The 16,792-nt window shown below is 59.5% G+C and carries 12 protein-coding genes and 1 tRNA gene; 12 read left to right on the top strand and 1 reads right to left on the bottom strand.

Annotated features, from left to right (window positions below):
- Positions 1-9 precede the first annotated feature (9 nt).
- The 7 genes from KB554_RS06835 to KB554_RS06805 all read left to right on the top strand — a co-directional run bounded on the left by KB554_RS06835 (position 10) and on the right by KB554_RS06805 (position 6,028).
- Positions 10-996 carry a chorismate synthase gene (locus KB554_RS06835; protein WP_211035326.1) on the top strand — a complete coding sequence of 329 codons (987 nt, stop codon included), beginning with the start codon at positions 10-12 and terminating at the stop codon, positions 994-996.
- Positions 993-1,835: a peptide chain release factor N(5)-glutamine methyltransferase gene (gene prmC, locus KB554_RS06830; protein WP_211035325.1), complete on the top strand. Its 843-nt coding sequence runs from the start codon at positions 993-995 to the stop codon at positions 1,833-1,835. The genes KB554_RS06835 and prmC overlap by 4 nt, the downstream gene beginning before the upstream one ends.
- Entirely contained in the window at positions 1,817-2,356 is a 540-nt protein-coding gene (locus KB554_RS06825; protein WP_211035324.1) for a regulatory protein RecX, read from the top strand. The genes prmC and KB554_RS06825 overlap by 19 nt, the downstream gene beginning before the upstream one ends.
- Positions 2,341-4,068: a M23 family metallopeptidase gene (locus KB554_RS06820; RefSeq protein WP_211035323.1), complete on the top strand. Its 1,728-nt coding sequence runs from the start codon at positions 2,341-2,343 to the stop codon at positions 4,066-4,068. The genes KB554_RS06825 and KB554_RS06820 overlap by 16 nt, the downstream gene beginning before the upstream one ends.
- A 33-nt stretch (positions 4,069-4,101) precedes the next feature.
- Positions 4,102-4,956 carry a DUF2971 domain-containing protein gene (locus KB554_RS06815; RefSeq protein ID WP_141427801.1) on the top strand — a complete coding sequence of 285 codons (855 nt, stop codon included), beginning with the start codon at positions 4,102-4,104 and terminating at the stop codon, positions 4,954-4,956.
- A gap of 186 nt (positions 4,957-5,142) precedes the next feature.
- Positions 5,143-5,216: transfer RNA gene (locus KB554_RS06810), tRNA-Arg, on the top strand.
- A 173-nt stretch (positions 5,217-5,389) separates the two neighbouring features.
- Entirely contained in the window at positions 5,390-6,028 is a 639-nt protein-coding gene (locus tag KB554_RS06805) for an Arm DNA-binding domain-containing protein (RefSeq protein ID WP_211035322.1), read from the top strand.
- A gap of 38 nt (positions 6,029-6,066) precedes the next feature.
- On the opposite strand, the gene KB554_RS06800 is transcribed toward KB554_RS06805, so the two are convergent.
- Complete coding sequence (locus tag KB554_RS06800) at positions 6,067-6,939, bottom strand: AraC family transcriptional regulator (RefSeq protein ID WP_211035320.1); 873 nt, start codon at positions 6,937-6,939, stop codon at positions 6,067-6,069.
- Positions 6,940-7,180: 241 nt separating this feature from the next.
- On the opposite strand from KB554_RS06800, the gene KB554_RS06795 reads away from it, so the two are divergent.
- The 5 genes from KB554_RS06795 to KB554_RS06775 are packed head-to-tail and all read left to right on the top strand — an operon-like array spanning position 7,181 to position 16,786.
- Entirely contained in the window at positions 7,181-10,195 is a 3,015-nt protein-coding gene (locus KB554_RS06795; protein ID WP_211035318.1) for a TonB-dependent receptor, read from the top strand.
- 12 nt (positions 10,196-10,207) lie between these two features.
- Positions 10,208-11,869, top strand: a complete 1,662-nt coding sequence (locus KB554_RS06790) for a RagB/SusD family nutrient uptake outer membrane protein (RefSeq protein WP_211035316.1) — start codon at positions 10,208-10,210, stop codon at positions 11,867-11,869.
- 1 nt (position 11,870) lies between these two features.
- Positions 11,871-12,725 (top strand): alpha/beta hydrolase, encoded by an 855-nt coding sequence (locus KB554_RS06785; protein WP_211035314.1) that lies wholly within the window; start codon positions 11,871-11,873, stop codon positions 12,723-12,725.
- A 22-nt stretch (positions 12,726-12,747) separates the two neighbouring features.
- Positions 12,748-15,732, top strand: a complete 2,985-nt coding sequence (locus KB554_RS06780) for a right-handed parallel beta-helix repeat-containing protein (RefSeq protein WP_211035312.1) — start codon at positions 12,748-12,750, stop codon at positions 15,730-15,732.
- Between the two features lie 34 nt (positions 15,733-15,766).
- Positions 15,767-16,786 (top strand): glycosidase, encoded by a 1,020-nt coding sequence (locus tag KB554_RS06775; RefSeq protein WP_211035310.1) that lies wholly within the window; start codon positions 15,767-15,769, stop codon positions 16,784-16,786.
- The last annotated feature ends 6 nt before the right edge of the window (positions 16,787-16,792 follow it).

Raw genomic sequence — 16,792 nt, 5'->3', positions numbered from 1 at the left:
CGAAATTCCATGAATCAATTCGGAACCAATTTCCGGCTCGCCGTATGGGGCGAATCGCACGGCCCGCAGATCGGCGTCACGATCGACGGCGTAAGTCCCGGCATTCCCCTCTCGGAGGCGGATTTCGCCGAAGACCTGGCCCGGCGGCGCAGCGGCGCGCCCGGCACGACGCCCCGCCGCGAGGCCGATGCGCCGCAGATCGTCTCGGGCGTCTATGAAGGGTACACGACGGGGGCGCCGCTGACCGTCGAATTCACGAACGCCGACACCCGTTCGCAGGACTACGCCGCCCTGAAGACCCACTACCGCCCCTCGCACGCCGACCTGACGGCCGTCCGCAAGTTCGGCGGGTTCAACGACCCGCGCGGCGGAGGCCACTTCTCGGGGCGCATCACGCTGGGGCTGGTGGCCGCGGGCGTCGTGGCCAAGAAGATGCTCGGGGAGCGCGTCCGCTTCTCGACGCAAATCGTCGAGATCGGCGGCTGCACCGACCCGGCGCGCTTCGACGACCTCCTGCGCGAGACGGCCGCCGCGAAGGATTCGGTGGGCGGCATCGTGGAGTGCCGCGCCGAAGGGGTGATGCCCGCCGTGGGCGAACCCTTCTTCGACTCGACGGAGAGCCTCATCGCCCACCTGCTGTTCTCGGTCCCCGCAGTCAAGGGGGTGGAGTTCGGCAGCGGATTCGCCGCGGCGCGGATGCGCGGCTCGGAGCACAACGACCCGATCGTGGACGCCTCGGGACTCACGGCGACGAACCACGCCGGAGGCATCGTCGGCGGCCTCACGAACGGCAATCCGCTCGTCGTGCGGGCCGCCGTGAAACCCACGGCGAGCATCGCCCGCGAACAGATGACCTACAACCTCGCGACGGACCGCATGGAGCCGCTCGAAATCCGCGGACGACACGACGTCTGCATCGCCCTGCGTGCGGCGGTGGTCGTCGAGGCGGCCGTCGCCATCGCCCTCGAGGACCTGCTTCTCCGCTGCCGCGCATGACACGCCGCGAAGCCATCGGACGCCTCGCCGCACGGCTCGTCCCCCTCTACGATCCGCGCGAAGCGCGCAGCATCGCGCTCGCGGCCGCGGCGGGAATTTCGGGCCTCACGACGACGGCGCTGCTCACCGACCCCGGCGCGGAGCTGCCCGCCGCCGAGCGGCTCGAAGCCGCCGCCGAGCGGCTCGCCGCGGGGGAGCCTCTGCAATACGTGCTCGGAGAGGCCGGGTTCTGCGGCCGCCCGTTCGTCGTGCGCCCGGGAGTGCTGATCCCGCGTCCGGAGACCGAGGAGCTGGTGGCATGGGTGCTGCGCGGCGAGGTCCGGTCGCGGCGCCTGCTCGACATCGGAACGGGCAGCGGCTGCATCGCCGTCTCGCTGGCGCTCGGGCTGCCCAGCGCGGAGCTGTTCGCCGCCGACCTCTCGGACGAGGCGCTCGCCGTGGCCGCCGAAAACGCCCGCCGGCTCGGGGCCCGCGTCACGCTGCGCCGCGCCGATGCGCTGCACGGACTGGCCGACGCCTTTCCCGAGCGGTTCGACGCGATCGTCTCGAACCCGCCCTACGTGCCCGAAAGCGACCGTGCGGCGATGCACCCCAACGTCCGCGACCACGAACCGGGCATGGCGCTCTTCGTGCCGGACGACGACCGCATCCTCTTCTACCGCGCCATAGCCCGCGCCGGACGGAGGTTGCTGCTTCCGGGCGGCAGGCTCTATTTCGAAATCTACGAACACGCCGCGGAGGAGACGGCGCAAATGCTCCGGCAGGAGGGATACTCCGCCGTCGAGCTGCGCGAAGACCTCAACGGCAAACCCCGCATGATATGCAGCCGGCTGACGTAAAGGAAAGCCCCGTCCGCGGCGAACGGCCGCCGCGGCGCACCAAAACCCCGGAGGAGGCGTATGCCGCGCTGACGCGCCTCTGCGCCCGGGCCGAGAAGTCCGAAAGCGACGCCCTGCGCCTGATGCGCGGCTGGGGACTGGCGGAGAGCGACGCGCAGCGCGTGCTCGCGCGCCTCGTGAGCGACCGCTTCATCGACGACGCCCGCTATGCCGAGGCCTTCGTCCGCGAAAAATTCCGCCTGAGCGGCTGGGGCGAATACAAGATCCGCGCGGCCCTGCAACGCAAGGGCATCGCACGGGAGCGGATCGACGCCGCACTGGCGGAGGCCGACCGCGGCGACACGGCCGGCCGGCTGAGACGCCAGCTCGAACGCAAGGCCCGCACGGTGCGGCATGCGACGCCCTGCGAGCTGAAGGCCAAACTCGTCCGATACGGCCTCTCGCTCGGATACGAATACGAAGCGGTGCTCGACGCCGCCTCGGAGATGACCAAAAACACGGAACCATGCGACGATTTCTGATCCCGCTTCTCGCCACCGTCCTCGCCGCGGCCGCCTACGGCCAGCGGCTCGACCCCGCCGACTACGTCTATCCCGTGCTGGACGTGTCGCGGCTCTACGCCGCCAATTTCGGCGAACTGCGCCCCGCGCATTTCCACGCGGGCATCGACATCAAGACCGACGGCGTGGAAGGCAAGCCCCTCGTGGCCGTGGCCGACGGCTACGTGTCGCGCGTCTCGCTGGCCGCGGGAGGCTACGGACGGGCGATCTACCTGACGCTCGACAACGGCACGACGGCCGTGTACGGCCACCTGCAACGGTTCCGCGACGACATCGAAAAACGCGTGCACGAAGAGCGCTACCGCAACCGTTCGAACGGCGCGGACCTCCGGTTCGACGCCGCGGAGTGGCCCGTCCGGCAGGGCGACACGATCGGATTTTCGGGCAACAGCGGCTCGTCGATGGGCCCGCACCTCCACTTCGAACTGCGCGACACGCCGACGCAACGGCTCCGCAACGTCGTGCGCGAAGGGGTGATCCGCCCCGAGGACGACCTCCCGCCCCGGATCATGCGCCTGCACTACATCGAGGTCGATACGCTGGACGGGATTCCCGTACACCGCCGTCCGGTCAGCTACGCCGTGGTGCGCGAAGCCGAAGGCCGCTACCGCCTGACGCGCGAAGAGCCCGTCGGCACGGGCCGCAAGGGGTACTTCGTGGCCGAGGTCACCGACCGCCGCAACGGCGTGCACAATACGTTCGGCGTCTGGCGCGTCTCGCTCGCGGTGGACGGCGAACCCCGCTTCGAATACCGCATGGACGGCTTCACGCACGACCTCTCGCGCTGCTGCGACGCCGTGAGCTGCTACCCCATGCAGCTCGGTTCGCGCAACGAGGCGATCCGGCTGGCGCGGATGGAGCGCTCGCCGGCATGCTTCTACCCCGTGGCCGAGGAGCGCGGCATCGTGCGTACCGCGCCGGGAGAGGTGCGCCGCGTCCACATCGAGGCCGAAGACGACTGCGGCAACCGCTCGGCGCTGGAGTTCGACATCCGGGGCCGCGCCGACACCTTCCGCGCGAAGGCCGACCCGGCAGCCACGGCGCTCCGGCCCGAACGCACCTCGACGCTCCGCATCGGCCGCACGGCGCACGTCACCGTTCCGGCCGGGGCGCTCTACGAACCGCTCTTCGTCCGCCCGGAGATCCGCACGGCCCCCGAAGCCCCGGAAGGCGTCGTCGTCCTCTCGCCCGCCTACCGGTTCCTGGATTGCACCACGCCGCTGCGGCTGGCCGCGACCGCGGAGATCCGCACCGACATCCCGCGGCCGCTGCAACTGCGCACGCTGCTGGCGGTCCGCAACCGCCACGGACGGCTCTCGCCCGCCGGCGGGAGATGCAACAACGGCATCGTGCGCGCCGCGACCCGCTCGACGGGCGACTTCGTCGTCGTGGCGGACACGCTGCCGCCCCGTGTCCGGCCCCTCTTCGAACGGGGCGCCGACCTTTCGCGGGCCGAAGGGCTGCGGTTCGGCGCCGGGGACAACTTCTCGGGCATCGCGGCCTGGTCGCTCGAAATCGACGGACAGTGGGTTCCCTGCGACCGGTTCCCGATCAAGGGAACGCTCGTGCACTTCTTCGACACGCCGCCCGCCCGCAGCCGCCACACGGTGCGCCTGAGCGTGACCGACGCCTGCGGCAACACGACCCGCTGCGAAACGGAATTCGTACGCTGACACGCCGGACAACACCCCAAAAAGAAAGCCGCCATGAATACCGAAAGACCGGAGGTGCTCTACCACTACACGACGATGAACGCCCTCTGCAACATGCTCAACGGCGTGACCGACCGCGGGGACGGACAGACCCCGGACTACCGTTTCCGGATATGGGTATCCTGCGCCGACTACATGAACGATCCGCTGGAGGGGGTCTTCTTCCGGAAATGCCTCCACGAGGCATTCCTGCGTTACCAGTCCGCACACGATCTTCCGGACAAATCCGGATACATGCCGTTCGCATTCACCGCACTGAACCTGAACCGGCAGACCTTCTACGCCTTCTCGCTCTCCGAACACGCCGACTCGCTGCCGATGTGGGTCGCGTACGGCAACAACGGCCAGGGCGTAGCGATCGGATTCGACACGGAGGAGTTCGCGCGGGCGGCGGCGGAATACCCCTACTGCCATTTCCTGAAAATGGCTTACAGGACCGGCGGGGAGTTCGCGGAGATGTTCTCCGACGAGGACATGGCGCGGGCCTACGAAGCGATCCGCCCGCGGGAGGACGGAGGCTGTTCGGTATGCTATGCCGACTACGACTTCCTGCACGACAAGTACAGCCATGTCAAGAACCGCTATTATGCCGCCGAACGGGAGTGGAGACTGGTCTTCGACGACCGGCCCGACCTGCCCAAACAGTTCCGCGAACGGAACGGGCTGATCCTCCCCTACTACGAGATCGAGTTGCCGCTGAAGGTCATCCGGCACTTCGTCATCGGCCCGTGCACGAACCAGGCACTTTCCCGGAGCGCGCTCGAGTCCATGCTGTACCACAAGGCCCGGGAGTTCCGCAAGAACGAAAGGAAGGTCCTCCTTTCCGAGGTCCCCTATGTGCTGCGATAGCCGCCTCGGAAAGCAGTTGTGCGAACCGGATTTTCCGCCGCCGGCCCCCGGCGGAATCCGCAGACGAAAAGTCCGCAGACCGAAACCGCGTCCCGAAAAGCGGAAAATCGGACGATTAAGTTTGCAGAAGCCCCGAAATTTCGTACTTTTGCACCTGCATCGCGCCGCGACGACGATGCGAGCGTCGGTTCCGTAGCTCAGTTGGATAGAGCAACAGCCTTCTAAGCTGTGGGTCTTGGGTTCGAATCCCAACGGAATCACAATAGGAATCCTCGCTTCTATCTACTTCATTTATAGCGATTTGAACAATTCGCTATGGGTGTCTTTTTTGTGTATTCTTTCCACTCCGGCTGGTACATTCCTCAAAAAAGGCCAAAAAATGATTGTTTTTGAGCCAAAAAATTGTCCAAAAATTGTCCAAAAAAATTAAACAATGGCAACTTTCAAGGTTTGTGTCTTCAGGAATCATTTACGGAAGGATGGGACGTACAATGTGAAATTACGGATTACGCATAATTGCCAGACCCGAAAAATAAGCACTCCCTTTTACGTCGAGGAGGAAAATCTCTCCCCGGATCTTCAGATCACGGATGATGAACTTGTCGATCTTTGTGAGGATCTCTGTCATGAATGCCGAAGAATCACCCGAGAGTCAGGCTATAAAATCAACGGCATGACTATTGACGAGCTTGTCCATTACCTCAAACTGAAGTTGCAGGGCGGAGGCGATTTCCGCTTGGACTTTTGCAAATTCTGGAGAGAACAGGCAGAGACGATGAAACCTGGGACCCGTGGAATTTACATATCAGCTCTCAATGCCTTTCAGCGATTCATTCATGCAGAATCATACGATATCATGCGAATAACCTCACATACGGTCAATGATTTTATGACATTCATCAAGCAGGAACCGTCGCAGCGAGGCTCAAACAGGTTGCGAGCCAAAACAGGCAATAGCTCATCCAAGACCAGGGCCGTATCTTTATACCTCGCATGTATGCGATCCATTTACAATCGGGCAAAATTTCAGTTCAATGACGAGGACTATAAGATCTCGGTATTTTTAACTTAGCCGCTTATCCGAATTTGTTTGAGTATTAGTCAGCATGTTCAATAACGCGTCATGATCGACTGGATGTTGTGGCGGTATTCGGAAGGCGAGCATCCTTTCTTGCGCTTGAAGATCCGGTTAAAATTGGAAATGTTGTTGAACCCCGAGGCGTAGCAGACCTCGAAGACGGTATGAGTAGTTTCATAGAGCAATTTCGAGGCGTACCCGATCCGGATGTCATTTAGGTAGTCGATGAAACTGCGGTTGGTCTTCCGTTTGAAAAAGTGGCTGAAGGCAGATTCGGACATTCCGACCGTGTCTGCCATGGCTGCCAGCGTGATCTCTTCTGTGAAGTGTTTCTGGATGTAAGAAATTACCTGATTGATCCTCCGGCTCTTGGATTCGCGGATAGCCGTATTGGCTTCGAAGTTGTCGTCGAGCAGGAAACGGCGTTTCTCTGTCATGGCCATTGTATGCAGAATCTCGAAAAAGGTCAGAGCTGAATCGAAGCCCTGTTTGCCGGTAAGCTCTAAAATCTTTGCCTGCAAGATGCTCTTCGCCGGTTCGGAGAACACGATTCCCCGGAAGGCATCGTTGCACAATTGGTGAATGGGATGAAAAATCTTTTTGCGCAGAATCTGATAGTCGAGCGTCTCCTTAGGAAACTGGATTGTTACCACATGCATGATCAATGCTTCGTCTCCAGTGGTCCAGCGGTGCGGTACGTTCGGACCGATCATTACCAGATCCGTTCCCTCAAACTTTTCGATGTTGTCCCCCACGATGCGCTCTCCCCGGCCGTTGATGACTAGGTTGATTTCGTATTCCGAATGGAAATGTCCCGTGTAGTCGAACTTGGCATTGGGATGATTCATGACAATGAACAGATCCTCGTCGCCGATGGGGGTGATTTCCCTCTGGAGATATTTCATGGCTGTTTTTTTACAAAAATACATTTTTTGTCAAAAAAATACAAATTATAACCTAAAATATATACATGTATAAATATTTGACTGATAAATATTTGCTTATTTAGCCACCTAAACATGTCGAAATAGTATAAATATTCGACCGTAAAATATCAAAAAAGTGTTGGCTGGCTGATAATTTTGTGAACAACAAAAAACGAATGCGGCATCCGGAAGCCCGAAGCAATCATTAAAACCCATCTTTATGAACCGAAAATTTTTACTTATCTTGTTGGTATCCGTCATCCCGTTGTGGGGTCTCGCGCAGCCAGTCGTTCGGGGAACCGTTACCTCGTCGGAAGGGGAGGCGTTATCCGGTGTAACGGTCATCGTCGAGAATACCACTACGGGAACCGTATCCAATGCCCGGGGGCACTACCAGTTGAAGGCTTCGACGGGCGACACGCTGATCTTCTCCCTGCTCGGTTATGAATCCGTGAGGATGCCCGTATCGGGAACCGAGATGAACGTCGTACTGACTCCCGATACCCAGCAGGTCGAGGAGGTGGTCGTCGTGGGATATGGCATTCAGCGTAAGGTCGATGTTACGGGATCCGTCTCTACGGTCAAAGGGCAAGAGCTGTTGAAAGCTCCCGTCCCCAATCTGACCAACGCCCTGACCGGAAAGATGACGGGTGTCATCACGAAACAGCAGAGCGGAAAACCCGGTCTGGACGATCCGACCTTCATTATCCGGGGTAAGAGCACTTTCGGCGACAATGGTACGCTGACGCTTGTCGATGGTGTGGAACGCTCGATCGGGAAACTCGATCCCAACGAAATCGAAAGCATTACGATCCTCAAAGATGCCGCCTCGGCAGCGATCTACGGCGTGCGCGGTGCGAACGGCGTCGTGCTGGTTACAACCAAACGCGGGTCCGAAGGCCGGACACGCATCAATTATTCGGGAACCGTGGGATTCCAGCAGCCGACTGTTGTTCCCGAGATGATGAATGCTTACGAGTATGCCAAGTACCTGAATCTAGCGATGAGCAACGTGAGCTCGAACTCCATACCGCGTTTCACGGGAGCTGAGATCGAAGCCTACCGCACCGGAAAACTCCCCTCAACCAACTGGTGGAAGGAGACCTTCCGGGAACGGGCTCTGATGCACCAGCACAACCTGACCCTCGACGGAGGCAATGACCGGGTGCGTTTCTTCATCTCCGGAGGCATGCTCGACCAGAACGGCCTTTACGACCAATCCGATTTCAGGCGCTACAACATCCGTTCGAATATCGACACGAAAGTTACGCGTGATCTGAGTATCTCGGTTGATCTGGCCGGACGCTTCGAGAAGATCGGCGAGGCGGCCGCCGGAGATTATATCTTCACGACGGTCATCAATTCGAAACCTACCGAACGGCCCTATGTACCCGATTCGGTCGAGCCGGGAGGCCTCGGCTCCAACGGACTGAACCTCTCACCCATCGGCCAGGCCGAGCAAGGCGGATATCACCATGTAGAGAATTCGGTCTTCAACGGAACCCTTTCGGCGACTTATGAATTCCCGTTTGTCAAGGGTCTCAAGATTCGGGGACGCTTCTCCTACGACCGCTGGTTCTCCAACGACAAGACCTTCACAACCCCCTATGACTTCTACACCTACGACCGCGATATTGATCTCTATACGCGGCGTACGTCCGGCGGCGGCATCGATCTCTACGAGGGTACAGCCGAGGACCAGCGTATCACCGTCCAGGCCATGCTGACCTACGACCGCAAGTTCGGCAACGGGCACACAATCTCGGCGCTGGCCCTGTACGAAGGCTCTTCCTACAAATACCGGAACCTTCAGGCATCACGTGTGAATTACATCTCGGGGGCCATCGACCAGATCTACGCAGGGCCCACGAAGGACCTTTCAAACGGCGGCAGCGCCAACGAAACGGCCATGATGGGCTATGCCCTGCGGGTCAATTACAACTACAAGGAGCGTTATCTGCTCCAGGCCAACGTCCGAACCGACGGATCGTTCAACTTTCCGAAGCACAAGCGCTGGGGCGTTTTCCCGGCCGTTTCGGTCGGTTGGCGTTTGAGCGAGGAGCCCTTCCTCAAGGACCGGATCCACAATCTCAAACTGCGGGCCTCCTACGGCGAATTCGGCAACGACCGTGTGGCGGCGTTCCAATACATGACCGGATTTGTCATGTCCTCCGGGTCGGTTATCAACGGCGACTACCAGTCGGGAATCTCCGACAAGGGAATCGCCAATCCCAATATTACCTGGGAAAAGGCTCGCAACTTCGATGTGGGGCTCGATTTCGGTCTCTTCGACGGGGCTCTCTCCGGCGAGCTGACCTGGTTCTGCAAGAAGACCCGCGATATCCTGCTGCCGCGTTCGGCTTCGGTTCCCGAATCGTTCGGCGCGACATTGCCCGACGAAAATATCGGCAAGGTCGATAACCGGGGCTGGGAAGCCGTGCTGCGGTATGCCCGGCAGTTTGGCGATTTCCGGATGATGCTCGAGGGCAATCTGACCTATGCCCGCAGCAAGGTAGTATTCATGGATGAGGCCGCAAATATTCCCGAATGGCAGCGCCGGACGGGACTTCCGCTCGACCAATTCTTCGGATACAAGGCCGTCGGGCTCTTCCAGTCGCAGGAGGAGATTGACGCATGGGCCGTGCAGGACGGCAATGGAAATGCCAGCCTCCGCCCCGGCGACATCAAGTACGAGGATTATGACGACAACGGCGTTATCGACGGTCAGGACAAGCAGCGGATCGGCCGCAGCCAAATTCCCGAACTGATCTACGGCCTGAACTTCTCCTTCTCGTGGAAGGGGCTCGACCTGACGATGAACTGGCAGGGCGCGGGGCGTTTCGACCAGTTTCTGATGTGGGACCCCTTCAACCTCGAATCTAATGCGCTGCGCATGTACATGGATTCATGGCACGAGGGCAACCGCGACGCCCGCTATCCGCGGCTCTATGCCGGAACGCTGCAGAACAACCGCGAGACCTCCTCGTTCTGGCTCTACAATGGTCGTTACCTGCGACTGCGCAACCTTGAGATCTCGTACACTTTCTCCCGACTGGGATTCCTGCGCAAAGCCGGCATTCGGGGACTGCGGATCTTTGTTTCGGGCAACAACCTGCTCACCTTCTCGAAGATCAAGCACCTCGATCCCGAAGCTCCGAACATCCATCCCGACAACGGCAGCTTCTATTATCCGCAGATGAAGACCTACAATGTGGGAGTAAACATCGAATTTTAACGCTACGGCACTATGAAAAACTTACTGAAAATATATGCGGCCCTGCTTCTGGCCCTCACGGGTACCGGATGCTTCTCCCTCGACAAAATGCCGCTGGATACCATCTCGGACCAGGCGGTATTCAAGGACGAAGCCCTTACAATGGCTTATATGTATAACATTTACGGGTACATGCCCTGTGGTTACGGCGTATCGACCGTTCCCGGAGTAGATGTCGTGCGGACCGGCGGTCTCGGATTGACGGATCTGCTGGACGGCAGTACTGACCTGCTGCGTTCGCCGGCCATGTGGAATGAGAGCAACGGCGTGATGATCCCGGGGACGATCTCTCCCACATACAATCCGATGGAAGTATGGGCCAACCGTTACGAAGTAATCCGGAAGGTGAACAATCTGCTGGCCCATACGGGTGAAGGGAGCGTGTTGGACGAGTCGTTCCGTCTGCGGGTCCGTGCAGAGGCCCGGTTTGTCCGGGCCTGGATGTATTTCGATCTGGTACGACGCTATGGTCCCGTGCCCCTGATCGAGGAGCTGCAAAACTACGAGGATCCCCAAAGCCTCCTCGTCGCACGCGATCCGGTCGAGGATATTTATGACTTCATCTATCGTGAATTGGACGAGATTTCCCGGGAGGGCCTCCCCCATGCCCGTGAGATGAGTGCTTCGGAGATGGGGCGGGCCAGCAAGGAGGCTGCCTGGGCGCTCAACGGCCGTGCCATGCTTTTCGCCGGGCGCTGGAAGGAATCCGCCGAGTGTTCGGCCTGCGTGCTGGAGAGCGGTTACCATCAGCTCAATCCCGATTACAATGCCTTGTTTCAGTCGAAGGGCGGAGATCCGGAGGTGATCTTCGAGGTGATCTTCGACGGCGTGAACAAGGGTCATGCCGCCGACATGCTCTACATGCCGCCGAGTCTGGACAACGGGTGGGGCGCCCAGAGCTGCCCCACACAGGAGCTGGTCGATTCGTACGAGATGCTCGACGGCTCCCCCTTCGACTGGTCGAATCCCGAACATGCCGCCAATCCCTATGAGGGGCGTGACAAGCGGTTACAGTGGAGCATCATTGTCGATGGTTCGGAGTTCAAAGGAAAGATCATCCGTACGGCCTATCTGGTTCCCGACGACGGTCTGGGTCTCCTCGAGCGGACCAATACGGGATATTACATCCGTAAATTCCTCGACGAGACGCTTCCGTTCGAGAAACTCGTGGGATACGGAGGCAGTTCCACGAGCTGGAAAGAGATCCGCCTGGCCGAGGTGCTGCTCAATTATGCCGAGGCGCTCAACGAGCTCCACGGCGGACCCGATCCCGAAGGCGAGGCTTACGAGGCGATGCGGCGGGTGCGCGAACGGGCCGGGTTGCCGGCACTTCCCGACGGGCTGGATTATACGGCCTTCAAGGAACGTGTGATCCAAGAGCGGAAGGTGGAGCTCGCTTTCGAGGGACACCGTTTCTGGGACCTGCGCCGCTGGCGTTTGGCCGAATCGGTGCTCAACGACAAATATTTCCACGGCATGCGGATCACCGAGGATACCTCGGGAAAGAAAACCTACGATATTTTCGAAATCAACAGCGTCCCGAAGCAGGTCTTCCTCGAAAAGCACTACCTGATGCCCATCAACCAGGGCGAAATCGAGAAGAATCCGAATCTGTTACCTAACAACGGCTATTGACATGGGACGCTTTGTGATCTGGACTCTCCTTGTATGGATCGGGTCTTTGGCAGGTACGGCCTGCAGCCCCCGCAACGGGCAGCTCGTCGCGTACGATGTGGCATACGGGACCGATTCGCTCCAGCGAATGGATCTGCACTTCGTCGAGGGACGCGATGCCGCGACGCCGCTCGTGATGCTGATTCACGGCGGTGGGTGGATGGCCGGCGACAAGCATGATGCAGACTTCATGCGGGAGGCACTCTTCGCCCGCGGAATCAATGTCGTGAATGTAAACTACCGACTGGGCGGTGAAACGGTTCATTATCCGGAGATGATGGCCGATATCGATGCGGCAGTCGGCTACCTGCTCTCTCATGCCCGGGAATGGGGCGTCCGCTCTTCAGGAATCGTCCTGTGGGGCGGCAGCGCCGGAGCGCACCTCGCGCTACTCTATGCCTATGCCTACGATAACAACGATGTCGTGTCGCTCGCCATCACGCTCGGAGCCCCTACCAAATTCGACTCTTTCGCCTCCATGGAGGGGGCCAAGCCGCAGGATATCGAGGGTCTGCTTCCGATCGTTACCGGAAGACCGTGGAACTATGATGAGACGCAGCTCGACGAGGCATATCGGCTGGCCAGCCCCTACTACGCCCCGCATTTCAAACCGACGCTACTGGTGCATGGCGGTGCGGACGACATTGTTCCTGTCGGGCAGTCCCAGATCATGTGCCGTCGGCTGCAGGAGGCCGGAGTGCCCTGTCGCCTGATCGTGCTCACCGGAGCCGGCCATGGCGGGGAAAACGCCCCCAGAGAGGAGTCCGAGGCACTCAATGACGCCCTGTTCGAATGGATTTTCAAATACAGCAACTGATAATCATATGAAAAGGAAGATAATGAATACCTTGTTTTTGGCGATCATGACATCGCTTGCGACACTCGGCTCCTGCACGCAGGTGGAGGATACGCTTGGAGACACGGATTATCCGTCGAAAGGGGTTCAGGGTGCGACATATTACCTGGATTCCGAATCGGGAGACGATAGCCAGGACGGCATGAGCCCCGAAACGGCGTGGAAAACGCTCGGCCGTCTCGAAAAGGTCTATCTGCAGGCCGGCAATGCGATCCTGCTCCGTTGCGGTTCGTCGTGGGACGGGCAGCTGGCTCCGCGGGGTTCGGGAACACAGTCCGCCCCCATCCGCATCGGTCACTACGGCGAGGGCTCCCTGCCCGTTATCAACGGTTGCGGCGAGGTGGATGCCGCCGTGAAGCTCTCGAACCAGTCCTATTGGATCATCGAGGGGATCGAGGTTACGAACCTGGCTCCCGAGCGCGATATCTACCGATGCGGCATCCATATTGAGAACAACGGCGGGGGAACCGTTTCGGGAATCGTCATCCGCAACAACCGGGTTCATGACGTAACCAGCTCGTTCGACTACAGCGACGTATATCATCCGCACCAGTTCGGCGGCATCTCGGTCTCGACGAAGAGCGTCACGGTTGCCGAGGAGAAGTTCGACGACATCTTGATCGAGGGCAACGAGGTCGAGCGTGTGGGGCGCACGGGTATTGTCGTCTGGGATTTCGTCTGGGGAAGCAACACGCAGTCGAGTACGAATGTGATCATCCGCGGCAATACGGTCCGCGAGGTCGATTCCGACGGTATCCTGACCTACGGATGCAACGGATCGCTGATCGAATACAACCTGGCCGACGGATGCGGTTCGTGGCGCGAGGAGGACGGTTTCAACGGAGCCGCGGCGATCTGGTGCACGCGGGGCAAGGAGTGCGTCATCCAGTTCAACGAGGCCCGCAATACGAAGGCGCTCGAAGGGAATGACGACGGTGTTGGATTCGACGTCGACCTTGACTCTTCGGACTGCATCGTGCAGTACAACTACAGCCACGATAACGAGGGCGGTTTCATGCTGCTCATCGATGCCCACAAGGAGCAGGGAAACGGCTCGCGAGGGAGCATCGTCCGTTACAACATCAGCCAAAACGACCGCAAGCGGATCTTCATGATCGCCGGAGGCGTAACTCCGGGGATGCAGATCTACAACAACACGGTTTATGTCGGTGCGGGGCTTGACACGAAACTCATCGATCATACCTGGGATGCCGCCGGCGATCTTGATGCCGCGTGGTCATTCCGCAACAATCTGATATACAATCTCGGATCGGGCGAGTGGGTCATCCCCGGCAACGGCGGCAAGTTCGAGGGTAACCTCTATTACGGCAACCATCCCGCGAGCGAACCCGCCGAGGCGGACAAGCTGACGTGTGATCCCCTTTTGTCCGATCCCGGGTCAGGCGGTGAAGGGCTGGCTTCGCTCGATGGCTATCGTCTGCTCGAAACATCGCCGGTGGTCAACGCCGGCGTACAGGTCCCGAACAACGGCGGTCGCGACTTCTGGGGCAATCCGGTTTCGCGCCGTGGTCAGGCTTCGATCGGAGCCCATGAACCTAACGGCGAGGTACAGGAGGGCGGTTATCTCTACGATCCGCTCGATGACTGGAGTCTGGTACACGAATACTCCGCAAATCTCGGACTCGACGGATCCAATCCGACCTATTTTGACGAGGACACCTCGCGGGCCGTACGCCAGGATAAGGAGGACGGCGTGGTGGTCTACCGTCTGGAGGGCTGGAAGTCGGCGTCGGTTACGGCTTACCTCGGCATGTGGTACGGCGCGACTCCAAATGTGCTCAGACTCTATGCTTCGGCAACCGGGGAGGAGGCGGACTATGTTCCTGTGGCGATCCGCTATGCCGAAGCGGGCGATGTAGTCGAAGGATGGCAGAAGTTCGAGTTCTTTGTGAACGAAGTGCTGCCAGATGGGATGAACTTCCTGAAGATCGTCATGTCGGACAGCATTAACGAAGCCTGGGCTGTGCAACTCGGAGAGGTGGAGATCTGCGACGAGCCGGCCGAGGTCGTGGAACCAGAGGACAACACCTTCGTCGATCCGATGGATAACCTGTCGAACCTGGTTTTCAGCTTGGGCGATAATCTCATTTCGGCCTGGTCTTCAGAGGAGGACATCGCCAACTTCTTCAACGGGGATGCCGGGCGTATTGCCCGTCAAAGCAGCGCTGAGGCTGTCATGGCCTGGCAGTACCAGGGACTTGCCGACTTTGCCATCACCTGCTACTACTGCGGTGATCCGGGCGACGACTTCAGTTTCCTGCAGGTGGCGGGGACCGCAGTGGCCGATCCGAGCACGCTGACGACCATTCCCGTAAACTTTACCCTGCAAGCCGTGCGCGGAGACTGGCGCGAATACCTTGTCCGACCGGCCGGGGAGGTGCCTGCCGGTTGGACGTACTTCGCGATCCGGCTGCCGGAGTCGCCACGAGTTCCCGCCGGTTGGGAGTTGCAGATCAGCGAGATGAAACTCTCCGATGCACCGATCGCTGCGGAACCCGGGCTGCTCACCTTTACCGATAACCTCGACGACATGAGCCGCCTTGCGGCAAAATCCGACAACCTCGTAACCGACTGGGGCAACGAGTCCAATTTCAACGGCGACGGCGCACGGGCCACGCGGAGCTCGTCGGAGGAGGGATTCCTGGTCTATGAGCTCTCCGATATCCGGGATTTTGCGATCGAAGCTTTCTTCTCGACCTTTATCGACAACTCCTACCTCAAGGTCTACGCAGGGTCGGCTGCCGATTATTCCGACCGGAAGGAGATTCCCTGCACTTTTACGGAACTCCCGTCCACGGCCGAATTCGCGGGCTATACCGTAACGCCGGCTACATCCCTCGATCCGGGTTTCGAGTATCTCTACCTCGAATTGCAGACGGTACCGGTTGAGGGCAACGGCTGGACGACCCAGATCGGAAGCGTGGAGATCACCTACGGTTCCAGATAAAGAAACGGATCGGTTCATTCTAGTTTGCAATAACATGAAACTGACAAGAAGCGAACACAATCCTGTGCTGGCTCCGAATCCGGATCTTCCGTGGGAGAATCTCGTAACGTGCAATCCCGGCGTGTGGTACGAACAGGGAGTATTCTATATGCTTTACCGTGCCGCAGGCGATGATCCGGAGCACGTCATCCGCATCGGGCTCGCCACGAGCCGTGACGGTGTCCATTTCATACGGGCCTCCGAGGCCCCGGTCTTCGGTCCCTCATCCGAGGGACCCGATTCCGGGGCTATCGAGGATCCCCGCATTGTCAAGTTCGGAGACGAATTTTATATCACCTACGCTTTTCGGCCCTGCCCTCCGGGACAGTACTGGCGGTTTGCCCATGACGAGGTGCTCCGGCCTGAGGTCGATGAATTCGCTCCGACGTTCCTGCGGGAGAATCTGGCCAATACGGGATTGGCTACGACGTGTGATTTCAAGACATTCCGCCGCCTGGGACGCATTACGAACTCCCGGCTCGATGACCGGGACGTCATTCTCTTCCCGGAGAAAATCGGCGGAAAATATGTGATGATGCATCGTCCGAAACAGTATGTCGGCCAACGCTATGGGGTGAAATACCCCTCCATCTGGCTGAAGTTTTCCGACGACCTGCTCGACTGGGAGGGTTGCGAGAGTCATCTGCTGCTCACGGGTGTCGAACATACTTGGGAGGAGAAGGTCGGCGGAAGCTCTCCGCCGCTGCGGACCGACGAAGGATGGCTGGTACTCTATCACGGGGTAAGCGACTGCGGAAAGGGCTATTACCGCGTCGGAGCCCTCCTGCTCGATCTGGAGAATCCGCTGAAAATCCTCGGGAAAACCCGGGAGTGCATTCTCGAGCCCGAAACAGCCTACGAGACGGAGGGTTTTTATAAGGGGTGTGTCTTTCCTACGGGAAACGTGATCGTAAACGGAATTTTATATGTATATTACGGTGCCGGAGACCGTTATGTGTGCCTTGCCACATGTCCGCTCCGGGATCTGCTGGACTATATCAAGAACGGACGATGATGAAAA

The organism is Alistipes sp. Marseille-P2263, from assembly GCF_018101075.1.
Classification (GTDB): Bacteria; Bacteroidota; Bacteroidia; order Bacteroidales; family Rikenellaceae; genus Alistipes; species Alistipes dispar.
The sequence above is the reverse complement of the archived record's forward strand: the minus strand, read 5'-3'. Positions and strand labels throughout refer to the sequence as shown.

Coding starts and splice junctions, on each gene's coding strand:
- KB554_RS06820 (WP_211035323.1), top strand. CDS start 2,341: ATGCGACGATTTCTGATCCCGCTTCTCGCCACCGTCCTCGCCGCGGCC.
- prmC (WP_211035325.1), top strand. CDS start 993: ATGACACGCCGCGAAGCCATCGGACGCCTCGCCGCACGGCTCGTCCCC.
- KB554_RS06795 (WP_211035318.1), top strand. CDS start 7,181: ATGAACCGAAAATTTTTACTTATCTTGTTGGTATCCGTCATCCCGTTG.
- KB554_RS06780 (WP_211035312.1), top strand. CDS start 12,748: ATGAATACCTTGTTTTTGGCGATCATGACATCGCTTGCGACACTCGGC.
- KB554_RS06815 (WP_141427801.1), top strand. CDS start 4,102: ATGAATACCGAAAGACCGGAGGTGCTCTACCACTACACGACGATGAAC.
- KB554_RS06825 (WP_211035324.1), top strand. CDS start 1,817: ATGCAGCCGGCTGACGTAAAGGAAAGCCCCGTCCGCGGCGAACGGCCG.
- KB554_RS06785 (WP_211035314.1), top strand. CDS start 11,871: ATGGGACGCTTTGTGATCTGGACTCTCCTTGTATGGATCGGGTCTTTG.
- KB554_RS06835 (WP_211035326.1), top strand. CDS start 10: ATGAATCAATTCGGAACCAATTTCCGGCTCGCCGTATGGGGCGAATCG.
- KB554_RS06800 (WP_211035320.1), bottom strand. CDS start 6,939: ATGAAATATCTCCAGAGGGAAATCACCCCCATCGGCGACGAGGATCTG.
- KB554_RS06775 (WP_211035310.1), top strand. CDS start 15,767: ATGAAACTGACAAGAAGCGAACACAATCCTGTGCTGGCTCCGAATCCG.
- KB554_RS06790 (WP_211035316.1), top strand. CDS start 10,208: ATGAAAAACTTACTGAAAATATATGCGGCCCTGCTTCTGGCCCTCACG.
- KB554_RS06805 (WP_211035322.1), top strand. CDS start 5,390: ATGGCAACTTTCAAGGTTTGTGTCTTCAGGAATCATTTACGGAAGGAT.